Annotated in this window: 16 protein-coding genes; 8 read left to right on the forward strand and 8 right to left on the reverse strand. The window is 65.9% G+C overall.

Going from position 1 to position 20,819, the window contains the following annotated elements:
* Positions 1 to 10 precede the first annotated feature (10 nt).
* Both P6U25_RS31040 and P6U25_RS31045 read right to left on the reverse strand, forming a co-directional pair.
* Complete coding sequence (locus P6U25_RS31040; protein WP_407148549.1) at positions 11 to 559, reverse strand: carboxymuconolactone decarboxylase family protein; 549 nt, start codon at positions 557 to 559, stop codon at positions 11 to 13.
* A 136-nt stretch (positions 560 to 695) separates the two neighbouring features.
* A complete protein-coding gene (locus P6U25_RS31045) occupies positions 696 to 1,613 on the reverse strand; it encodes a LysR family transcriptional regulator (protein WP_407148550.1) in 918 nt (305 codons plus the stop codon).
* Positions 1,614 to 1,725: 112 nt separating this feature from the next.
* Here P6U25_RS31045 and P6U25_RS31050 point away from each other — a divergent pair, with 112 nt between their 5' ends.
* The 3 genes from P6U25_RS31050 (at position 1,726) to rnk (ending at position 3,642) form a co-directional block, all read left to right on the forward strand.
* A complete protein-coding gene (locus P6U25_RS31050) occupies positions 1,726 to 2,292 on the forward strand; it encodes a chromate transporter (protein ID WP_407148551.1) in 567 nt (188 codons plus the stop codon).
* The gene (locus P6U25_RS31055; protein ID WP_407148552.1) at positions 2,289 to 2,819 is read left to right on the forward strand and encodes a chromate transporter; all 531 of its coding nucleotides are present in this window, start codon (positions 2,289 to 2,291) and stop codon (positions 2,817 to 2,819) included. Before P6U25_RS31050 ends, P6U25_RS31055 begins: the two co-directional genes overlap by 4 nt.
* A 409-nt stretch (positions 2,820 to 3,228) precedes the next feature.
* Positions 3,229 to 3,642 (forward strand): nucleoside diphosphate kinase regulator, encoded by a 414-nt coding sequence (gene rnk / locus P6U25_RS31060; RefSeq protein WP_407148553.1) that lies wholly within the window; start codon positions 3,229 to 3,231, stop codon positions 3,640 to 3,642.
* Positions 3,643 to 4,079: 437 nt separating this feature from the next.
* Here rnk and P6U25_RS31065 read toward each other — a convergent pair whose 3' ends face one another.
* The 5 genes from P6U25_RS31065 to P6U25_RS31085 form a co-directional block, all read right to left on the reverse strand.
* The gene (locus tag P6U25_RS31065; protein ID WP_407148554.1) at positions 4,080 to 4,739 is read right to left on the reverse strand and encodes a hypothetical protein; all 660 of its coding nucleotides are present in this window, start codon (positions 4,737 to 4,739) and stop codon (positions 4,080 to 4,082) included.
* 104 nt (positions 4,740 to 4,843) lie between these two features.
* Complete coding sequence (locus tag P6U25_RS31070) at positions 4,844 to 5,416, reverse strand: invasion associated locus B family protein (protein WP_407148555.1); 573 nt, start codon at positions 5,414 to 5,416, stop codon at positions 4,844 to 4,846.
* A 2-nt stretch (positions 5,417 to 5,418) separates the two neighbouring features.
* Positions 5,419 to 9,516 (reverse strand): beta strand repeat-containing protein, encoded by a 4,098-nt coding sequence (locus P6U25_RS31075; protein ID WP_407148556.1) that lies wholly within the window; start codon positions 9,514 to 9,516, stop codon positions 5,419 to 5,421.
* A 345-nt stretch (positions 9,517 to 9,861) separates the two neighbouring features.
* Complete coding sequence (locus tag P6U25_RS31080; RefSeq protein ID WP_407148557.1) at positions 9,862 to 10,899, reverse strand: helix-turn-helix domain-containing protein; 1,038 nt, start codon at positions 10,897 to 10,899, stop codon at positions 9,862 to 9,864.
* Positions 10,900 to 12,164: 1,265 nt separating this feature from the next.
* Complete coding sequence (locus P6U25_RS31085) at positions 12,165 to 13,229, reverse strand: ketopantoate reductase family protein (RefSeq protein WP_407148558.1); 1,065 nt, start codon at positions 13,227 to 13,229, stop codon at positions 12,165 to 12,167.
* Between the two features lie 482 nt (positions 13,230 to 13,711).
* Between P6U25_RS31085 and P6U25_RS31090 the strand changes: the two genes are divergently transcribed.
* The 5 genes from P6U25_RS31090 (at position 13,712) to P6U25_RS31110 (ending at position 18,772) form a co-directional block, all read left to right on the forward strand.
* Positions 13,712 to 14,950, forward strand: coding sequence for a branched-chain amino acid ABC transporter substrate-binding protein (locus P6U25_RS31090; protein ID WP_407148559.1), 1,239 nt, complete (start codon positions 13,712 to 13,714; stop codon positions 14,948 to 14,950).
* A 132-nt stretch (positions 14,951 to 15,082) separates the two neighbouring features.
* Positions 15,083 to 16,030 (forward strand): branched-chain amino acid ABC transporter permease, encoded by a 948-nt coding sequence (locus P6U25_RS31095; RefSeq protein ID WP_407148560.1) that lies wholly within the window; start codon positions 15,083 to 15,085, stop codon positions 16,028 to 16,030.
* Positions 16,027 to 17,331, forward strand: coding sequence for a branched-chain amino acid ABC transporter permease (locus tag P6U25_RS31100; protein WP_407148561.1), 1,305 nt, complete (start codon positions 16,027 to 16,029; stop codon positions 17,329 to 17,331). Before P6U25_RS31095 ends, P6U25_RS31100 begins: the two co-directional genes overlap by 4 nt.
* Entirely contained in the window at positions 17,328 to 18,077 is a 750-nt protein-coding gene (locus P6U25_RS31105; RefSeq protein ID WP_407148562.1) for an ABC transporter ATP-binding protein, read from the forward strand. The genes P6U25_RS31100 and P6U25_RS31105 overlap by 4 nt, the downstream gene beginning before the upstream one ends.
* Positions 18,077 to 18,772, forward strand: a complete 696-nt coding sequence (locus P6U25_RS31110) for an ABC transporter ATP-binding protein (RefSeq protein WP_407148563.1) — start codon at positions 18,077 to 18,079, stop codon at positions 18,770 to 18,772. Before P6U25_RS31105 ends, P6U25_RS31110 begins: the two co-directional genes overlap by 1 nt.
* A gap of 118 nt (positions 18,773 to 18,890) precedes the next feature.
* Here P6U25_RS31110 and P6U25_RS31115 read toward each other — a convergent pair whose 3' ends face one another.
* The gene (locus tag P6U25_RS31115; RefSeq protein ID WP_407148564.1) at positions 18,891 to 20,492 is read right to left on the reverse strand and encodes a peptidoglycan-binding protein; all 1,602 of its coding nucleotides are present in this window, start codon (positions 20,490 to 20,492) and stop codon (positions 18,891 to 18,893) included.
* Positions 20,493 to 20,819: the final 327 nt, after the last annotated feature.

Here is a 20,819-nt window from a genome sequence, read left to right on the forward strand (position 1 = left end):
TCGTCATGCATCAGCCGTTCCACGCATGCGGCTGCCACGCCGCCTCCAGCGGCGGATTGGTCACGCTGCCCGTGTAGTTGGTGATGGTCGACGCCGCCACGATGGTGATCACTTCGAGCAGCAGCTCCTTGCTGAAGCCGGCCGCGAGGAAACGCTCGATGTCCCCTTCGTTGAGCCGCCCGCGCTTTTCGATCAGCGTCCGCGCCAATGTCGAGAGCGCGCCGAGCCCTTTGTCGGCCGGCGAACGGCCGGCGCGCATCGCCGCGACGTCGGCCGGATCGAGGCCCGCCTGCAGCCCGAGCGCCGAATGCAGCGCGACCGCCCAGGCGCAGCCATTGGTCACGGCGTCGGTGAGCAGCACGGTCTGGATCTGCGGCTCGCTGAAGCTGCCGGCATGAACCTTGTCGAAGATGCCGATGAAGCTTTGAAGCAGCACGGGCGACGTCGCCATGGCGCCGGCGAGATTGGGAATCATCCCGAATCTCGCCTCGACGTCGCGCAGGGACGCCTTGGAGGCTTGAGGGGCGGAGTCGAGCGTGTGCACGGGAAAACGTGTCATCGGAATGGCCTTTCGCTGATGCTGATTGAACCCGAAGCCGCCGGATGCTGGGCCGCACCTGGCTACTGGGTTCGATGGAGGCTATCTAGAGGCGTCGCGGCGCGAGCGTTCGCCAAAGTCCCCACATTCCACGCCATCAAGCGCCGGCGCGATCCTTGACCCGCCGCGCGACGATGCCGAGCAGACGGCCCAGCGTTCCGCTCGGCGGTCCCTTCTTGCGCGCAAGCGCGAGCGGAGCGACGAGGCCGGCGGCGCGGTCGAGACGCAGATAGGCGACACCGGCGGTCTCGAGCCGCGCCATCGATTCAGGGACGATCGAGAGCCCGAGCCCCGCCGCGACGAGGCTCAGCGTCGACACCATCCGCGTCGCCTCCTGCGCCACCTTCGGACTGAACCCGGCGGCACGGCAGGCCGCGATGATGCTGTCATAGAGGCCCGGCCCGGTCGGCCGGCGATACAGGATCAGCGGCTCGTCGGCGAGCGCGGACAGGGCAATCCGGCGCCGCGAACCCTTGCGCGCCCGCGGATGATGATCCGGCAGCGCGACCAGCATCTCTTCATTCAGGAGATGAGTGATGATGAGGCCCTCCCGCCGCTCGATCGGCGAGCGCACGAAGGCGGCGTCGAGGCGATCGGCGTCGACCGCTTCGATCAGCTCGGCGGTGCTGGCCTCTTCAAGCGAGAGCGTGATCGCCGGTGCGCGTTCGCGCATTTCGCGCATCACGCCGGTGACGAAGGGGTTGAAGGCGGCCGAGCTGGTGCAGCCGATGGCGAGCTGGCCTTCCTGGCCCCGGCTGGCGCGGCGCGCGGCCTCGACCGCAAGGTCGACGTCGCGCAGGATCAAGCGCGCCTTGTCCACGAATGCACGGCCGGCGGCGGTCGGTTCAACTCCGCGCGGCTGCCGGCGAAACAACGGCGTCCCGATCGCGGCCTCGAGCGCGCGGATCTGCTGGCTCAACGGCGGCTGCTGGATGCCGAGCCTTGCGGCAGCGCGGGTGATATGGCCCTCCTCGGCCACGGCAACCGCATAGCGAAGATGGCGCAGCTCGATCATCCGGCCTGTCATATCCAAAGCATATGCATTTTGCGCTTTCCATATATTGGAAATTTGGCGTGCCGCAAATTAGGTTCGATTCGAAATCGACCGAACCGGAGCCGATCTACCCATGGATGCCGCCCCCGCTGCCGAGGCGATCAGGCACGACTCGCCGAGTGTCGCCGACCTGTTCACGGGCTTCTTCGTCCTCGGACTGACCGGCTTCGGCGGCGTGCTGCCGCTGGCGCGCCGCATGATGGTCGAGAAGCGCGGATGGCTGACCGGTGCGGAGTTCACCGACCTGCTCGGCCTCTGCCAGTTCCTGCCCGGCGGCAACGTCATCAACATGTCGGTGGCCGTGGGACTGAAGTTCCGCGGCATCCCCGGCGCGTTTGCCGCGATCCTCGGCCTGATCGCCGTGCCGACGGCCGTCGTGATCGCGCTTGGCGTGATCTATGACCGCTTCGAGAACGAGCCGATGGTCCGTCACCTGTTCGGCGGGCTGGCGGCCGCTGCGGCCGGATTGCTGATCTCGATGGCGATCAAGATCGCCTGGCCGCTGCGACGGGACATCGTCGGCTGGCTGATCGGCGCGCTCTGCGTGCTGGCGATGGCGGTGTTCAGATTGCCGCTGCTGCCGACCCTGCTGACGCTGGCGCCGCTCAGCATCCTCCTGAAGTCGAGACAGTCCCGATGAGTGGCACCCTGGTCGCACTGGCGCTGATCTTCGCCGAGCTCTCGCTGCTCGCCTTCGGCGGCGGCAACACCATTCTGCCGGAGATGCAGCGCCAGGTGGTCGATGTCCATCACTGGATGACGGCGACCGAGTTCAGCGCGCTGTTCGCGCTGGCTCAGGCGGCGCCGGGACCGAACATGATGGTCGTGCCGCTGGTCGGCTGGCATGTCGCCGGCTTCGCGGGCGTGGTGGTGACATCGCTTGCGAAGTTCGGGCCGTCGTCGCTGGTGACCGGCATCGCGCTCCAACTCTGGGAGCGCTTCAAGGACCGACCGTGGCGGCGGAAGGTGCAGGCGGGGCTCGTTCCCGTCACCGCCGGCTTGGTGATCGCCAGCGCCATCGTCATCACGCACGCCTCGACCTCGAGCTGGAGCCTCGTGCTGATCGCCGCCGGCGTGGCGATTGCCACCACCGCGACCAAGGTCCATCCGCTGTTCGCGCTTGCCGCAGGTGCGGTGCTCGGCCTCACCGGCATCGGTCAGCCGTGAAGGCGGCATTGGCGCCGACATTCGACGCCACCTCGCGGCGGTAACCAAGGCCTCCGCGCGTGCGCGGTTTCGCCGCAATGGCCACGCGGCCGCCAGGGGCTATGTTGGTATCGCCATGATCTACACGTTGAGCATCGACACACGCATCGCGCGGCTCGTCCTGCGCGCCGGACGTCTGCACGCAGGCACCTAGCCGGGCGGCCATCGCGCGCCGTCCGGAGTCTCAACGTCATCAAAAATCGTTCGGTTTGGAGCTTTTTGCGGCGCGGAGCGTTGATGCTTCGCCCGAGACAGACACGTCGCGGCGATCTTGCCGCGGACAAGCGGCAGTTCCGACAATCTTTGACCACACCAGGTTCCGATAATCAAAGTTCGGAACCTTCAATCGCGTCATTGCAGGTGAACAGACATGAGCCGAAGCTTCAACTTGCCCGCCGCTTCCTTGCCACCCATCACGATCGCGGTGAGCGAAGCGCAGCGTCTCAGCGCGCTGGCCGATTCCAGCATGACGCGGCTCCCGCAGGTGGCGCAGTTCCTCGCGCGCGAGACCGAGCGGGCCAAGGTCGTCGCCGACGACGCCGATTTGCACGACGTGGTGCGCATGGGCTCCCGGGTTCGCTATCGCGACGACGACACCGGCGACGTCAGGGAAGTCGTGCTGGTGTATCCGCACGAAGCCGATATCGCCTTGAAACGCGTCTCGGTCCTGACGCCGGTCGGCGCCGCCTTGATCGGATTGTCGGTCGGACAGGCAATTGCGTTCGAGACGCCAAGCCATCAGACCCGATCAGTGACGATTCTCGGCGTCACGCATCAGGGCTAGCACGACAGTTGTCATTCCCCGCGAATGCGGGGAATCCAGCACGCCGAGGCCCCTCGGACGGAGCCGTGACGTCTCTGGAATACTGGATCGTCCGCTTTCGCGGACGATGACACCGAAATGAAACGCGACTGTAGTGCTAAGGGCGGACAAAATTAGATCGAACCGGAACGGCGTCGGAGGTTCACCTCTCCCCGATAGCAGGGCAATCGCGTTTGGGAGAAAGCGCCCTGTGGCCATCCTTCGAGACGCCCGCCTTCGGCGGGCTCCTCAGGATGAGGTCTTGTGTTGCGGCACACTAGTAGACCCTCATGGTGAGGAGCGCCGCTTGCGGCGCGTCTCGAACCACGAGGCCGGGTTCGTGCGCAGCCGCCCAAGGCGGCATATGCGATCGCCCTAACCCCGATGGGGAGAGGTGAACCAGAGTTGTAGCCGGTCGATCAGCCCGCGACCCGCAAGGCCGTCACCGCGACGCAGGCGTTGCCGAACGGAATCAGCATCACCTGCGCGCCGTTCGGCAGCGCGATGGTGGCGAGATCGCCGAGCGCGCTGTTCTGGCCATTGAGTCTGGCGAGCTCGGCGGCAACGGTCGGGCAGCTCTCCGCGCGCGGCGTCACCCGCACCAGATTGCCTTCGCAGGATGATCCGATGGGCGCCGCGAAGACGATGCCGGCGGCCCGCTGCGGCGCGGTGTTCTGAGGATTATCGTTCGGCGTGAGCGCCACCAGCGACTGCACCGAGTGGGAATTGCCCGCCTTCGGATCCCACTGCGACTGCGCGGTGTAGTTCGAGTTGGTCGCAAGGCCGCGCCCGAGAGTCCCGAACACATTTGCGCAGGTGACGATGTTGCCCTGCCTTGCATGATCGTCGAACACCGTCGGCTGTGGCTGCGCGGCCTGTTGCGGCTGCGCGGCGGCTGCGGGAGCTTGCTGCGCCTGCGATTTCTGGTGTGGCTTTGCGGCCGGCTTCTTGGCCGTCGCCGGCGCGGCTTGCGGCTGCAATGGCACCGGCTGCGTCGCGGTCTGGGCATAGCCGACGACCCCGACGGCGCTGAGCGCGGCCACCGCGACCGCCGCAAATATCAATGTAAGAGTCCGCATCCGTCGCATCGGCCGTTCATCCTGTTCAAGTGGCGGCCTCGTCTCACGGATATCCGTGCGATCGAGCCGGATATCGGAACTCCAGATCCGCATACTGCTCCTCGTTACTTCAGTTTCGACAGCACGCCCGACAGCCCGTCGAGCGGCGCTTCCAGCACGACCGACCCGACCTGCGGGATCTGATAGGACACCCGGCACGGCGTCGCCGCGCGAATGTGCCGCTTGAGCACGTTGCCGATCGCGATCGTGGCGAAGCAGAAGCCGGCATCGCAATGATCGGTCTGCGCGATGATGCGGTCCGGCGTGTTACCCATGGCAAGCTCGATCGGTTGCCCGGTGCCGGCGCTCGAGGGAACGCGCATCACCATCAGCGGCTTGCCGTCGGCGGTAGCGATCAGCGACCAGTTGAAGGCGACCGCGCCCTGGGCGTTGACGATCGACTGCGTGACATTGCAGACGCGGCGCTTCGACTTGAGGCTCTCGTCGCAAATCAATGTCCAGTTCTTGAACGGCTGAATCATCCGCCTGAATTCGCCGAGCGTTTCGCCTTCCGGCACCACCACGTCCGACGGCTTCACGGCGTAGCCGGGTCCCGGCGCGGGCTGTGCGCCCGCGGTCGCTAGTCCGGGCAGCCAGATCGCCAGAGCCAGGCATGCCAGCCGTCTCGTCGATCTCAAGATCAATTGAGCGTCAGGCTCAGGCCGGCGCTGACGCCCCAGTCGCCGCCGGCGGTGGTGGCCGACGCGTTGCTGCGCAGGCGGCCATTCTCGCTGGTGTAGCCGAGGCCGAAGGCGAGCGCGCCCTGGCTGCGCCACACGCCGCCGCCGGCCGATGCACTCAGCTTGCCCGGCCGGTCGTCATAGCGCAGCGATGCCGCGGCCATGCCGATCGCCGCGGCGCGCCAGGCATCCTGCCGCACCTCGCCGATCTGACCGTTGAGCTGCGCGAACGCGCTGTTGAGCTGGTTGACGTTGACCGCGTCGGTGCCGGCGACGCCTGGCGCCACGTTGCTGATGGTCACCGGCGCGCCGTTGCCGCTGTTCAGCGTGAGCTTGTTGGTGGTGCCGCCGGAGCCGTCGCCATCGTAGTGGATCGTGCTCGAGGCAAGCGCCTGGAGCTGACTCACATTGACCGCATCGGTCGGCGCGGCGCCAGCGGCGACATTGGTGATGCGGCGCTCGGCGCCGGATGAGCCGACCGACACTTCGCCGGTCGCCACGCCCGCAACGCTCTTGCCGACGACGGGCGTATAGGCCGCATCGCTCAGATTGGCTGTCGTGGTGGCGTTGGCGCCGAGCGCCAGCGAATTGGCCTGCGTCGCCTTGGCGCCGGCGCCGATCGCGACCGAATTGTCGGCTGATGCGGCCGAGCCGTTGCCCATCGAAATCGCGTTGGCACCGCTCGCGACCGACTGCGGTCCGATCGCGACGCTCTCCGCGCCGGTCGCGATGGAATCCGCCGCGGTCGAATTGGCGTGGAAATATTTCACGCCGCCACCGCCGGTCGAGATATTGTTGACGGTGGTGTAGAGACTGTCGAGCGCCGTGTTGGTGGCCCAGAGCTGGGAGCCATTGATCGCATCGGTCGAGGTCGATGTGATCTGGCCCGCGGCGACGTTGGTGATGGTACGCTCCGCACCGGCGCTGCCGACGCTGACGGTCGAGGTCGGCGCGGTGCCGGCGAAGTCATAGGTGGTGCCGCCGATGGTGGTGCTCTTGGTCGCGACCACCGCCTGCGTGGTCGAGTTGGCGCCGAGCGCAACGTCGCCGGCCTGCGCCGTCGCTTTGGCGTTCGGACCGAGCGCAACGCTGGTCGGGTTCGTCGTCTGGGACCCTGCGCCGATCGACACCGACTGGATGCCGCTGGCCTGCGCATTGGTTCCGAACGCGATCGAATCGGCAAAATTGGAGACCGAATTCTGGCCGATGGCGATGCCGCCGGGCGCCGTCTGCTGCACGGTCGCGCCAAAGCCCATGCCGATGCCGTTGTCGCCGTTGACCACGGTCGCAGGCCCCACCGCGACCGAATTGTTGCCGACCGCCAGCGAGTCCGCCAGCGTCGAATTGGCGTGGAAGTATTTCGTCGTCGTGGTCGCAAACGAGGTCAGCGCGCCTTTCAACTGGCGCAGGGTGACGGCGTCGCTGTCCTGGGTGCCGTCGGCCACATTGATGATCTGCCGATAGCTCGTCGCATTGCCGACCGACACCGCGCCGAGCAGGGCGAGATCGCTGGTGTTGTAGGGGATGATGGTGCCGCCGATCGTGCCGGATGCCTGTGCAAGCGGGCGGTTGGATACCGAGCCGGAGCCGAGCGCGACGCCGTCGGTCACTGTGGCCTGGGTGTTGTAGCCGAGCGCGGTGGCATTCGCAGCCGTCGCCGACGCGGCCACACCGGCTGCCATCGAGTTGGTCCCGGTCGCGCCGTTGTTGGCGTAGTTGGCCCGCTGGGTGCCACCATCATTGACAGCATAGTAATGTGTCAGGCCGTTGCTGACGACGGTGGACAGGCTGTCGATCGCCGAGGTCGCAGCAAAGAGCTGTGAGCCGTTGACCGCGTCGGTCGAACCGTTGGTGATCCGTCCCGCGGCAACGTTAGTGATGGTGCGCTCGTTGCCGACCGAGCCGACGCTGACCGTCGAGAGCGGATTGGTGCCGGCGAAGGTATAGGCGTTGCCGGCAATGGTGATGCCGCCTGTGCCGACCGCCGTCGTGGTCTGGCTGCCCGAGCCGAGCGCGATGTCGTTGGCATTGGCGGCGGTCGCACCGTTGCCGATCGACACCGAGCCGCTGCCGGTCGCGGTCGACACCGGCCCGATCGCGACCGAGTCCGTGCCCACCGCCGAGGAGTCGGCCAGCGTCGAGTTGGCATGGAAATATTTGATGCCGCCGCCCGTGGTGATGTTGTTGACGGTGGTGCCGATGGCATCGACCGCCTGGTTGGTGGCCCAGAGCTGCGAGCCGTTGATCGCGTCGGTGGACGACCCGCTGATCCGCCCCGCGGCGACATTGGTGATCGTGCGCTCGGCGCCGAGCGCGCCGACGCTGACGGTCGAGGTCGGCGTGGTGCCGGCGAACGTATAGGTGTTGCCGTTGATCACCGTGTTGGCGGTCTGGACGGCCGCGGCGGTCACACTGCCGTTGCCGAGCGCGACGGAGCCGGCATTGGTTGCGGTGGCGCCGGCCCCGAGCGCAATCGCGTTCGCGGCAGAGGCGTTGGCCTGGCTGCCCATGGCGATGGCGCTGGCGCCGTTGGCAATGTTGCGGTCGCCGATGCCCACCGCACCCTGGCCGGTGACGGTGTTCTGATAGCCGATGCCAACCGCGCCCTGCGCGGGCGTGCCGGCGACACCGACGGCCTGGCCGCCGCCGCCCACCATGTTGGTGTTGCCCATCGCGACCGTGCCGTCGCCGGTCGCCGTGTTGTTCATGCCGCTTGCGATGGCGCCGTTGCCGGTCGCGGTGCTGGGATCGCCGAGCGCGACCGCGCCATTACCATTGGCGACGTTGCCCGCGCCGATCGCAACCGCCTGACCGCCGGTCGCCGTCGCGTTGGTGCCCATGGCGACGGCATTGGCGGAATTGGCGACGGCGGTGTTGCCGATCGCAATCGCGCTGGCGGCGCTCGCAGCCGACTGGAAGCCGACGGCAAGCGAGTTCGCGCCGCTCGCATTGGCACTCACGCCTGTGGCGACCGAATTGGCACCACCGGAGTTCGCATTGTTGCCGAGCGCGACACCACCGGTCGCCGCGTTGCCAACGATAGCGCCCGATCCGATCGCGACCGAGCCGCCGGTGCTCAGCGCCTGCGCCTGATTGCCCAGGGCTACAGCGAAATCCCCGGATGCGGCCGCGGAGCTGCCTCCGGCAAATGAGTTGATCCCCGACGCGACCGCCTGCTTGCCAAGCGCGGTCGCGCTGTCCGCCGAGGCAACTGACGACCAGCCTCCGGTCCAAGCATAAGGGCCACTGGCCGTCGAGCTGACGCCGACCGCGGTGGAGTTTCCTCCGTTGGCAACGGCAAAGGTACCCAGCGCACTATCGCCGGCCTTGATGGCATTGGCGTCGACGCCGAGCGCGACGGAATTGCTGCCGCTCGAGACCGTGCCGGCGCCCAGCGCCATCGCGCCGCCGGGGCCTGACGCGTTGGCTCTCAACCCGAGAGCCACCGAATACTGCGTCGACGAAACGGACTGACGTCCAACCGCGATGGCGTCCACGTCAGATGCAGTCACATCCGTGCCAATGCCGATGGCGCTCTGCGCAAGCGCACCCGTTCCCGCAACCGTGCGCGAGCCGAGATAGAGAGAGTTCAACCCGGAGGCGATCGTTCCAAAGCCGATCGCGACGGCGTTCTGGGCGCCCGCGTTCGCGCTGCTACCCTGAGCGATGGAATCGCTTCCGGACGCCGTTGCTGCACTTCCAATCGCGATACCGCGCACCCCGCTTGCAGACGAGCTCGTATCGATCGCCACGGAATCGGTGCCGGTCGCACTTCCGCCACCAAGCGCCACGCTCCCGGCGTTTGCGGTCGAGGCGGCGACCACGACGGCGGCGAAGGCGCCAAGCATCGTCACGAGCGCCGACCCGCCAATTCCCAGAGTCCCGAGCCCCAATCTGTCGCGCTTCACGCCGAGCATCCGATGCGCCTCACGCAACATCGCCAGGAGCCGGCGCCGCAGCGAGCGGCTGTCCCCATCACCACACGCGACCCAGCTCAGGACGAAGCCGGCACGGCGTTGTGCCTTCACTGGTGCGATTGAGGTCCGTGCGACGGCCATGGTGCGTCCCCTTTGTGACATCTTGCAAAGACGTCGGGGATGCTGCGCCATGGACCGAACGCGGGCCCGCCGGCCACGCATAGGGAGAGATCAAGACGGCGCGACGCGCGCACGCCTTGCGGTCCTGGCTTGTGATGTGTCGAATTCAGCGAGCGCATCTTGCCACCCAGCGCTCGCCCGACTGCCCCACCAAAGTGCCCCGAGTCGTCATAGCGGACAACGATAGACACAATTTCGCCGCCGTCACTCCGCACGCCGTCCAAATAGATGGCAAATCGTCTCACAACTTGAACGATCCGCACGGCACACGGCAGGGCATGACGCCAGAATACAACTTGCAATTGATCAGCGCCGTGCGCGTTCGCGCGCCTCGCGCGGGCTCATGCCGAACTCGCGGCGGAATGCCCGCGTGAAGTCCGAGGCCAGCTTGAAGCCGTGCCGGTGGGCGATCTCCTGGATCCGCCGCTCGGGATTGCCGACCAGCTCTGCATGCGCGGCGTGCAGCCGCTTGCGCAAAATATAGCCGGCGACGCCGCCGACACTTTCAAATGCCCGGTACAGGTTGGAGCGCGAGATCCGCAATTGCTGCGCGATGCGGTCCGGCGTGAGATCGAAGTCGCCGAGGTGACTCTCTATATATAGACGCGCGCGCTCGAACAGGACCGACTCGACGGAGCCGCGCGCCTCGCCCGGCCGGTCGGCCGCCGGCTGGAGGCACGCAGCGATCATCTCCGCGGTCGCCCGTCCGGCCTGCCGCAGTTCGTCGGGCGACATCTCGACCAGACGCACCACGAGCGTATCGAGATAGTCGGCCAGCAGCTCGATCAGATTGCCGGAGAGAATGCGGTTGCAGGCGCGATCGAATTGCTCGGCGACGCTCGCGAACGCGCTGCGCGGCAGCGTGAGCAGCAGGCCATCATAATCGGTGATGCGGCCGCGAAGATCATTGTTGAGCGGGACCAGAAAGATCGCGCCCGGCTCGGCGTGAATCGTCTGCCCGCCGGTCTCCAGCCAGACCTCGCCGGAGCGCACGCGGAACAGCGCCCAGGCGTCGACCGGAGCACGGCGCGAGGCCGCGCGCGTGCGCGTGAATGTTTGTGCGGCGAAGTGCCCTGATGACAGCACCAGGTTGCCTAGATTGCAGGCAATGTATTCGACCTCGAAGCCTTGCGCGGGGCTGCGGCCTTCCGGCAGTGCGACATCGAGCCACGGAGCCATCCGTGCCTTCCAGACCTCAAACTGCTCCGCCGGCGGATAGGGCCGCGTCGAGACCAGCCGCGGCGGCGCCGGAGTTCGATCGCTGATGTCACGGGGCGCGCGCGGAAGCGGCACCTGTTCCAGGAGCTTCGCCGCGCGTGCGAGTCTATCACCGTCTCGTTGCATGCATTTTCAACCGCCACTGTCGCAAACGACGAACGTCGGCGCAGCGGAAGCGCAGTCCTATAAGTTGGCGTCGCCGGCCCCCGACAGCACGGCGAACGTCAGATCGACGAAAAGAGCAGCTTGTGAGAATGCGGGCCACGCCCTAACTATGCCGGCCGCTCCTGATAGGGCCGACGCAGGTTCCTGCGATAGTCGTGCTCGTGCATGACATTCTTCATTGTTGTGCTCATCGCCGCGCGCGGCTCAGGAGCTCTGTCGCCGAGCCCGCTCGTCTGATGTAGAGAACAATCTGTGCGAGAGCCAGAGGGAGCGATGACACGCGCGCGAAGAAATCCGAAGTGTGTTCCCGGTGCGTCTGATCGAACGATCTGTCACGGAGCTTTCAGAAAATTTTCCGGAAACGCATGCGAGCGATACGCAGGCAGCGACGAGTAAGCACGCTACAGGACATATCGATCATCATCGCGTAGCTGATTCATCGCGCGCGCATGCGCGCCGTCCTCTGCGAGCACACCGCGATCGTTCACGACATGCGTGACGCAAAGTTTTCTCGCGTAAACCATTGTCGTGCAAATCGGTTCTACAGCGATCTGTTCCCCGACCGGAACTCGCGCGGACGGATTGCACGTTGAGGCTGCAGTGGGTGGGAAGGAGAACCGATCGCATAGCGATCGACGCTTGGTCGAACTGGCAACCGCGCGGACGATGAGCAAGCTGCTGGCGGCCAACTGGCCACGCAGGTCTTTCACCAACCGTGTTTCGGATTTGAAGGACGAGACCTTGCACGACGCTGCGCAGGGTGACCGCGTCGCGTGGCCTCTCCGCGTCCACGTGAGGGAGGCACCGACGGACGGGCTCCCTCCCCCTTGCAGCGCGCAAGGGCAGGGCAGCCGACGCGCGCGGCGGGCTCTTTCCACGAGTCGATTCGGGGAGAGAACCCCACCCCGACCCTCCCCCGCAAGCGCAGGGCTATCGCATATGCGGCCTTGGATGGCTGCGCACGTACCTGGCCTCGTGGTTCGAGACGCGCCGCAAGCGGCGCTCCTCACCATGAGGGTCTACTATTGTGCCGCAAAACAAGACTCATCCTGAGGAGCCCGCCAAAGGCGGGCGTCTCGAAGGATGGGCCACAGGGCGTTTTTTTCCAAATGCGATTGCCCTACCCGCAAGCGGGAGAGGGGGCCCGACCGGCGTGGTCACCTCACGTGCCGATGTCACAACGCCGCGAACTCAGTGAGATGACCTGCCCTCTGAACGCGCGGCTCTCAGTCCGCGCCCGATCCGCTCTGGACGACCTTCTCGTTGAGCTTCTGGTCGACGGTGTCGACGGTGCGGTCGATCTCCGTGCTCGGCGTGCCGAGCTGGTGCGAGATCAGCTTCACCAGCAGATCGACGCGCTCGATGAACGGCGCGCCGGCGGCCACCGCACGGGCCGCCGATGACGGCTTGAGCAGGCTTTCCGCCGCCTTGGCGTATTTCGCGAACGGGACCTGATCGGCGGGATCGGCGCCGAGCTGCCGCGCGATGGCGTCGACGTGGTCGTAGATCGATTGCGACAGCTTGAGATCGCCGTGCACGGCGTCGCGGATCGATTGCGGCTCGGTCGGGGTGATGCAGCGATAGTTGCCGGTGAGCAGCATCGACCACTTCGCCAGTGGAACGAACAGCGACGAGAACACCTTCAGCTTCACCGGAACGTCCTGGCCGTCCAGCGTCACCGCGTCGATGTCGGCTTCCAGCTCGCGCAGCACCTTGTTGTGCTTGTCGTCGGCAAAGACCGCGGCCTTGAAGTTGGTCGGCAGGCCGACGTGGAGCACGTTCGCCGCTTCCTCCGGCGGACGGAAGGCCTGCGGATCCGGCGAGCAGAGTGTCACCAGCCCCGGCTCGAAGCGCTCCCACACCTGCGCATTGGTGTAGGCCTCCTCGAGGTCCATGCCGGCGAGCGCGGGAATGCGCTTGAGATAGGGCAACGGCGGCATGTTCATGATCGACAGGCACGGCAGCTTCGCCGCCGCGATCTTGATCATGAGAACACGAACCGTGTGGTTGGTGTATTGCGGCTCCTGCATCGCAAGACCGACCATGTCGTAGCGCGACAGGTCGACGTCGGCGGGCGTCACCGCGTCGAGCTTGCCCGGCAAGTCGCGCGAAAAGATCGACCGGTGGTTCGGCTCGTCGCGCAGCTTGATGCGCACTTCGGTGCCGTCGCGATTGATCAGCTCCGCCGTCTTCTTCCGGCAAACCAGGGTCACGTTGTGCCCCGCCATCAGAAGCTTGGTCCCCAGCAGGGAGCCGTAAGAGGCTCCCAGGATCAGAATGTTGCGCGCCATGCTCTCTCTTTCAAAGCCGATGCCGTGTTGTCTTCAACGCCTGGGCCCGACTGAGCCCGAGCTCTGGTATACCACGAGAGCAACCCCATACCGCAAGGCGCGGTGGTGTCCAGCGCAAAGTGAGGGGCGCGACAATCGCGTCGCCCGAGATGTGCATGACGGTGTGGATCAGCGTTCGATGCGCCGACCGTGATCGAAGACTCCAATCACCCGATTGGCAAACCCTTTCGGAAACAGCGACTTATGCTTGGCGCCGGCCCGCCGTCGCGCGGGGCTTTATCCCGCGTCACGGGATGAAGCGATCCCGTGGCAACACCTACCGAGCGCTCGCTCACTTTTTACGGGACGGTCGGGCGCGAGCCATGCCCGAACCAGACTTGTCAATGACAGGTCCTTCGCAGTATCGACCCCTGATGTTGCGCTGCATGATCGGCGGGACACCTTACAACCAAAGTCAATCTTCAACGAGGAAACGACAAGACATGCGTTATCTTCCCTTCGCCATGGCTGCGGCCGTCCTGATGCTCGGTGGCGCGGCGTCCGCGCAGGAAACCTTGAAGATCGGCTACATCGATCCGCTCTCCGGCGGCGGCGCCAGCGTCGGCGAAGGCGGCCTGAAGACGTTCCAGTACCTCGCCGACGAACTGAACGCGAAGGGCGGCATCCTCGGCCACAAGATCGAAATCGTCCCGCTCGACAACAAGACCAATCCGCAGGAAAGTCTGATCCAGGCGCAGAAGGCGGTCGATGCCGGCATCCATTACATCACCCAGGGCAACGGCTCTTCGGTCGGCGCCGCGCTCGAGGATTTCGTCACCAAGAACAACTCGCGCAACCCCGGCAAGGAAGTGCTCTACTTCAACTATGCCGCGGTCGATCCGAGCATGACCAACGAGAAGTGCAGCTACTGGCATTTCCGCTGGGACGCGAGCTCGGACATCAAGATGGAAGCGCTGACAAACTACATGAAGGATCAGCCGTCCATCAAGAAAGTCTACCTGATCAACCAGGACTATTCGTTCGGCCAGTCGGTGCGCACTGAGGCGCGCAAGATGCTCGCGGCCAAGCGGTCGGACGTGCAGATCGTCGGCGACGAGTTGCATCCGCTGCTCAAGATCACCGACTTCTCGCCCTACATCGCCAAGATCAAGGCCTCGGGCGCCGACAGCGTCGTCACCGGCAACTGGGGTCAGGACATCGCACTGCTGTTGAAGGCCGCGGCCGACGCCGGCCTCAAGGTCAACTGGTACACCTACTACGCCGGCGGCGCCGGCGGGCCGACCGCGATCAAGCAGACCGGCCTCGATCACCAGGTGTTCCAGATCACCGAGGGCTTCGCCAACTCCGGCAACAAGGCGGCGATGGATTTCGAGAAGGATTTCCGCGCCAAGGCCAACATGTCGCTGTGGTATCCGCGCGCCGTCAACGAGATGCGGATGTTCAAGGCGGCGGCCGAGAAGGCCAACTCGATCGATCCGGTGAAGGTCGCCGCCGCTCTCGAGGACATGAAGTTCGAGGTGCTCGACGGCGGCGAAGGCATCATGCGCAAGGACGATCACCAGTTCTTCCAGCCGATCTATATCTCCTCGTTCGGCACGCTGGCCGACAAGGCCAAGGAGCCGTTCGACGAGGAGAGCACCGGCTGGGGCTGGCACCTCGTCTCCAAGATCGACACCGCGCATGCGATGGTCCCGACCACCTGCAAGATGAAGCGGCCCTGATCGACCGTTTGGCTAGCGCCTTCGCGGCTGCACGGCCGCGGAGGCCCGCCTTCGTCCGGTGGTGACGCCGGCGTCCGGTCGGTTCGCAGCTTCCTGTTCACGTCAATCGTTCTTGCCTTCAACGAGTGTGCCTTGGCTGAGTTGATCGTCATTTCAACGCTCAACGGCGTCCTGTTCGGGATGCTGTTGTTCCTGTTGTCCAGCGGGCTCACCGTCATCTTCAGTATGATGGGCGTGCTCAACTTCGCGCATGCCAGCTTCTACATGCTGGGCGCGTTTTTCGGCTATCAGCTCACCCGCTGGATCGGCTTCTGGCCGGCGCTGGTGCTGGCGCCGCTTTTGGTCGGCGCGGTCGGCATGGCGGTCGAGCGCTACGGACTGCGCAACACCCACAAGCACGGCCATGTCGCCGAGTTGCTGCTGACCTTCGGGCTTGCCTTCGCAATCGAGGAAATCGTCTCGATGATCTGGGGCAAGAGCCCGATGGATTACCGGATTCCCACGGCGCTCGACTTTCCCGCCTTCACCGTGTTCTCCACCAATTATCCGGCCTACAAGATCTTCATGCTCGTGGTCTCGGTCGTGATCTTCGTGGCGCTTCTGGTCACGCTGAAGCGGACCCGGGTCGGCCTCATCGTGCAGGCCGCGCTGACGCATCCGAGCATGGTCGGCCATCTCGGCCACAATGTCGGGCGCGTATTCATGCTGGTGTTCGGCGTCGGCAGCGCGCTCGCCGGCCTCGCCGGCGTCATCGCCGGTCCCTCGCTGGTGACGCAGTCCGACATGGCGGCGCTGCTCGGGCCGATCCTGTTCGTCGTCATCGTGTTCGGCGGCCTCGGCTCGCTGCCCGGCGCCTTCATCGCATCGCTTCTGATCGGGCTGATCCAGACCTTCGCGGTCGCGCTCAACGGGTCGCTCGCCAGCGTGTTCGGTCCGCTCGATCCGAGCCTCGGCCCCTCGCCGCTCACCGACATCTGGAACGTCACGATCGCGCAAGTCGCGCCGATCCTGCCCTATGTGCTGCTGGTGCTGGTCCTGATCTTCCGCCCGATGGGCCTGTTGGGAACGCGCGAGTCATGACCAAGGCTGTTCCACCCGTCTCCACCGCGATGAAGCATGAGTCCGGCGGCGCCTTGAGCTTCTACGGCGTCTGGCTGATCGCGGCCGCCGCGCTCATCGTGCTGCCACTGGTCTTCTCCTCCGGCGGCTCGCTGACCTCGTTCAGCCTGATCGGCATCGCGATCATCTTCGCGCTGTCCTACAACATCCTGCTCGGCCAGACCGGCCTGCTATCGTTCGGTCACGCGGTCCAGTACGGGCTCGGCGGCTTCCTTTCGGTCCACGTCATGAATGCGGTAGCCAGCTACGACTGGCCGATCCCGCTGCCCTTCATTCCGCTGATCGGCGGCGTCGGCGGCCTTGCCTTCGCGACGCTGGTCGGCTGGGTGATGACCAAGCGCGCCGGCACCGTGTTCGCGATGATCTCGCTCGGCATCGGCGAGCTCGTCGCCTCGTCGTCGCTGATCCTGCGCAGCGTGTTCGGCGGCGAATCCGGCATCACCACCGACCGCACCGCGCTGCCGCACATGTTCGGCTGGAGCTTCGGACCGCAGCTTCAGGTCTATTACCTGATCGCGTTCTGGGTGATGATCTCGGCGATCGCGATGTACGCGCTGACCCGCACGCCGCTCGGCCGCATCTGCAACGCGGTCCGCGACAATCCGGAGCGCGTCCAGTTCATCGGCTATGATCCGCATGTGGTGCGCTATCTCGCCTACATGTTCGCCGGCTTCTTCGCCGGCATCGCCGGCGGCCTCACCGCAATCAATTTCGAGATCGCCAATTCCGCCTATCTCGGGGCGACGCAATCCGGCATCGTGCTGTTCGCCGCGTTCATCGGCGGCACCGCCTATTTCTTCGGCCCGATCCTCGGCGCCATCCTGGTGACCTATCTGCAACTCGGGCTGACCAACGTCACCACGGTCTGGCAGCTCTATTTCGGCATCATCTTCATCGGCATCGTGATGTTCGCGCCGGGCGGCATCGCCGGCATCCTGATGAAGCACCGTCCGCTGATCCGCGCGCGCACGCTGCGCACCGTGATCCCCTCCTATCTCGTCGCCGCCGTCCCGACCCTCGCATTCGCGCTCGGCATCATCCTCACAATCGAAACCGTCGCGCGCTACACGGCGAGCGAAGGCGAAGGCAACACCATCAATCTCGCCGGCATCCCGTTCGTCGCGACCGCGCCGACCACCTGGGCGGCCGCCGCGGTGCTGCTCGTCGGCGGCTTCCTGGTCGCCCGCATCACCTGGCGGCGCGTGGCGGAAGCCTGGGATCGCGCCGCGACGGTGGCCCGTGATCGGGGGTATCTCGCATGACCGCCGCCATCGAAGTCAAAGCCGTCGAGAAGCGCTTCGGCAATGTGGGCATCATCCGCGATCTCAATCTGAGCGTCGCGCAGGGCGAGCGCCATGCCGTGATTGGGCCAAATGGCGCCGGCAAGTCGACGACGTTCAACCTGATCAGCGGCCACATCAAGCCGACCTCAGGCGAGATCCGCCTCAACGGCGAGGTCATCTCCGGCCTGCGGCCGTTCGAGATCAACCGGCGCGGCCTGTCGCGCTCGTTCCAGGTCACCAACGTGTTCGCCCGCATGACGGTGTGGGAGAACGTCCGCTGCGCGGTGCTGTGGGCGACCGGGCACCGCTATGCGTTCTGGAAGAACGTCGACCATCTGCCCGAGGTGAAGCAGCGCACCGCGCAGATCCTCGACGACATCCATCTCAGTCACCGCCGCGACGTGCCGGCCGGCCTTTTGACCTATGCCGAGCAGCGCGAGCTCGAGATCGGCATCACGATCGCCAGCGGCGCCAGCGTCATCATGCTGGACGAGCCGACCGCGGGCATGAGCCACGCGGAGACCGAGCGCGCGGTCGCGCTGATCCGCCGCCTCACCGAGGGCCGCACGCTCGTGATCGTCGAGCACGACATGAGCGTGGTGTTCGGCCTCGCCGATCGCATCTCGGTGCTGGTGTACGGCAACATCATCGCCTCAGGCACGCCGGACGAGATCCGGGGCAATCCCAAGGTCAAGGAAGCCTATCTCGGCGAGGAGATCGACTGATGCTCGAGGTCAGGAATCTTCATGCCTATTACGGCAAGAGCCACATCCTGCAGGGCGTCGACCTCGACATCGCCGCCGGCGAGGTGGTGAGCCTCTTGGGACGCAACGGCGTCGGCCGCTCCACCACGGTCAAGGCGATCATGGGCGAGGTGCCGCCGCAGGGCACCATCCGCTTCAAGGGCCAGGATATCGCCGGCCTGCCGAGCTACAAGATCGCCCGGCTCGGGCTCGGCTACGTGCCGGAGCACCGCGACATCTTCCCGGGCCTGACGGTTCGCCAGAACCTCATCCTCGGCATCAAGGACCCGCGCCGCCCCGGCAAGTGGCGGCTCGAGGAGATGCTCGACATGTTCCCCAATCTCGCCCGCCGTGCCGACACGCCGGCCGGCGTGCTGTCGGGCGGCGAGAAGCAGATGTTGACCACCTGCCGCACGCTGCTCGGCGACCCCGAACTGATGATGATCGACGAGCCGACCGAAGGGCTGGCGCCACTGATCGTGCAGCAGGTCGGCGACCTCATCGCGCGGATCGCGAAGGCCGGTGTCGCCATTCTCCTCGTCGAGCAGAAGCTGTCGATCGCGATGAAGATCTCGAACCGGGTCTATATCATGGGCCACGGCCGCGTCGTGTTTGAAGGCACGCCCGATGAGCTCAAGTCCAACGCCGCCGTGCGCGAGGAATGGCTGGAAGTGTGAGCCTCACCAATCGGCTGCTCTCGTTCGTGCATTGAGCGAGAGGGCGGCCGCACCGTCTCAAGAACAGAGCCCCAGAAAAAGCGAGCCCCGCTTTGCAGCGGGGCTCTTGTTCAATAGCCTATTTCCGATTGGAGTTATTATGCTCCGGTGTCTGCGCGCCCTGCCCTGAGCCTGACGACGGCGGAGCGCTGTTCTGGCTCGGCTGATTGGACGGCATGTTCTGATTCTGACTTCCGCCCGGCCGGCTGCCGCCCTGACCGACAGTGGACTCGTTCTGCGGAGCGGCTCCCGTCGTATTCTGCTGCGGGGCCTGGGTCCCGGTCTGGCCGGGTGCCGACCGGTTCTGTGGCGAGTTCGCTTGGCCCGTTGTTTGGCCCGGCTCGTTCTGCTGGGTGCCGCTCTGGCCGGTCGTGTTCTGCCTTGCGCCACCCTGGCCGACCGTCGACGCCCCTTGTCCCGCGCCCTGACCGATCCTGTCCGACAGACCCAGCGCGGTGACCGTGCGCGTATCAACGCTGCCGCTCGTCGCGATGCCCTGCCGACGCTGGAACGTGATCAGCGCCTCGCGGGTCCGGGATCCGAGCACGCCATCGGCCTCGCCGACCAGCAGGCCGCGATCGATCAGCACCTGCTGCACCTCGCGGATCTGCTGCGGGCTCAGGTCCATCGCCGCAACGCTGCTCCTGCTGCTGCCGCCACGATGGCTGAACCGCGTCCGCGGTCCGACCGGGACCACGTCGACAACCCTGCGGTCTCGATCGAGGAACACGACTTCATCCTCGACGATGAAGAAGCTGTCATCCCGATAAATCGGGAACGCATCGATCAGCGCCGGGAAGGCCGCAACCGACACGACATTGAACCTCGAAGGCACCACAACGCCGCGATTGACCGAGAAGTTGATCGAGTTGACGTTCACGCGCGGCGCGTTGCGTGCTGACAACACCGAGCGCTGGATCGAGCTTTGCTGTTGCGCCGTCACGGTGCGCCCGGCCTCGGACTGGACCGTTGCGTTCGATTGGGTCTGAGCGGCCGTGCCGGCTTGCCCTGTGGTCTGCCCGGAGTTCATCCGGCCTTGCGTCGTTCCAGGCTGCTGCGTGGCCGCGCCTGTCGTGCTCTGGCCGGCTCTCGTGCTCTGACCGGTCGTAGTCGTGCTCTGGTTTGTCGCCGCGCCCTTGCTCTGGCCCGTCGTGGTGCCCTGAGTTCGGTTCGCGCGGTTCTCCGGCTGCTGCTGGCTTTGCCGGGTTGCGGCACTACCACGCTGGCGGGTTTCGGACTGGCCGGTCTGCTCGCGCTGGTTCCGGCTCTGTCCTATGGTCTGTTGTTGCCGGCCCTGATTGCGCTGGCTCTGCGCTTCGCCTCGACCTCGTTCCTCTGCACCTCGGGCTTGCCCGGTGGTCTGGCCCTGCATGCGTCCGCCGCGCTCGGCTGCACCGCGGCCCATCTGGGTTTGACCTTCTGCTCGTCCCCCTTCTCTCGCGCCCTGTCCGCGGCCTACGGTCATGCCTTCGCTACGCGCCGCGCCCGAAGGACTTCCCTGCATGGCACCACCGGAACGTCCGCCCGAAGGGCTCGCTGATGTTCCGTGCTCGCCGCCGCCAGTTCCAGCGCCGATGCCGCCGCCCCCACCCATACCGCCGCCTTCCCGCATGCCTTGCGCCGATGCGAGACTGACGCCGGCGAGCAGCACAGCCGTCGTCAACAGAAACCTACTTTTCATCTTGCTCTGCATTACCGATCCCTCCTGAAATTGGCGGCTGCTTCGTTTGCGAACGCTGACGCCAGAGACTGGCGCTGCCATCGCCGCAGCCGCGCTCCAACAAGGCCCGACGAGATACGCGGCACAGGCGTGCGCACGGCTCGCCGGTGAACTGCCTCGCTAGAAAACGGCGGCGCTGTCGGCCTCGTTCCAAATCACGGCCTCGGCGCGACATTTGGTGCACCCGGGAACACCCGCAGGATCATCCGAGCGCGGTGTTTGCTCAGTCCCAGGAACCATTTGCTCTTGTTCTGTTTGGGGGGCTTGGTGTCACAAAGATCACGCTCA

The organism is Bradyrhizobium sp. ORS 86 (assembly GCF_045571475.1).
Classification (GTDB): Bacteria; Pseudomonadota; Alphaproteobacteria; order Rhizobiales; family Xanthobacteraceae; genus Bradyrhizobium.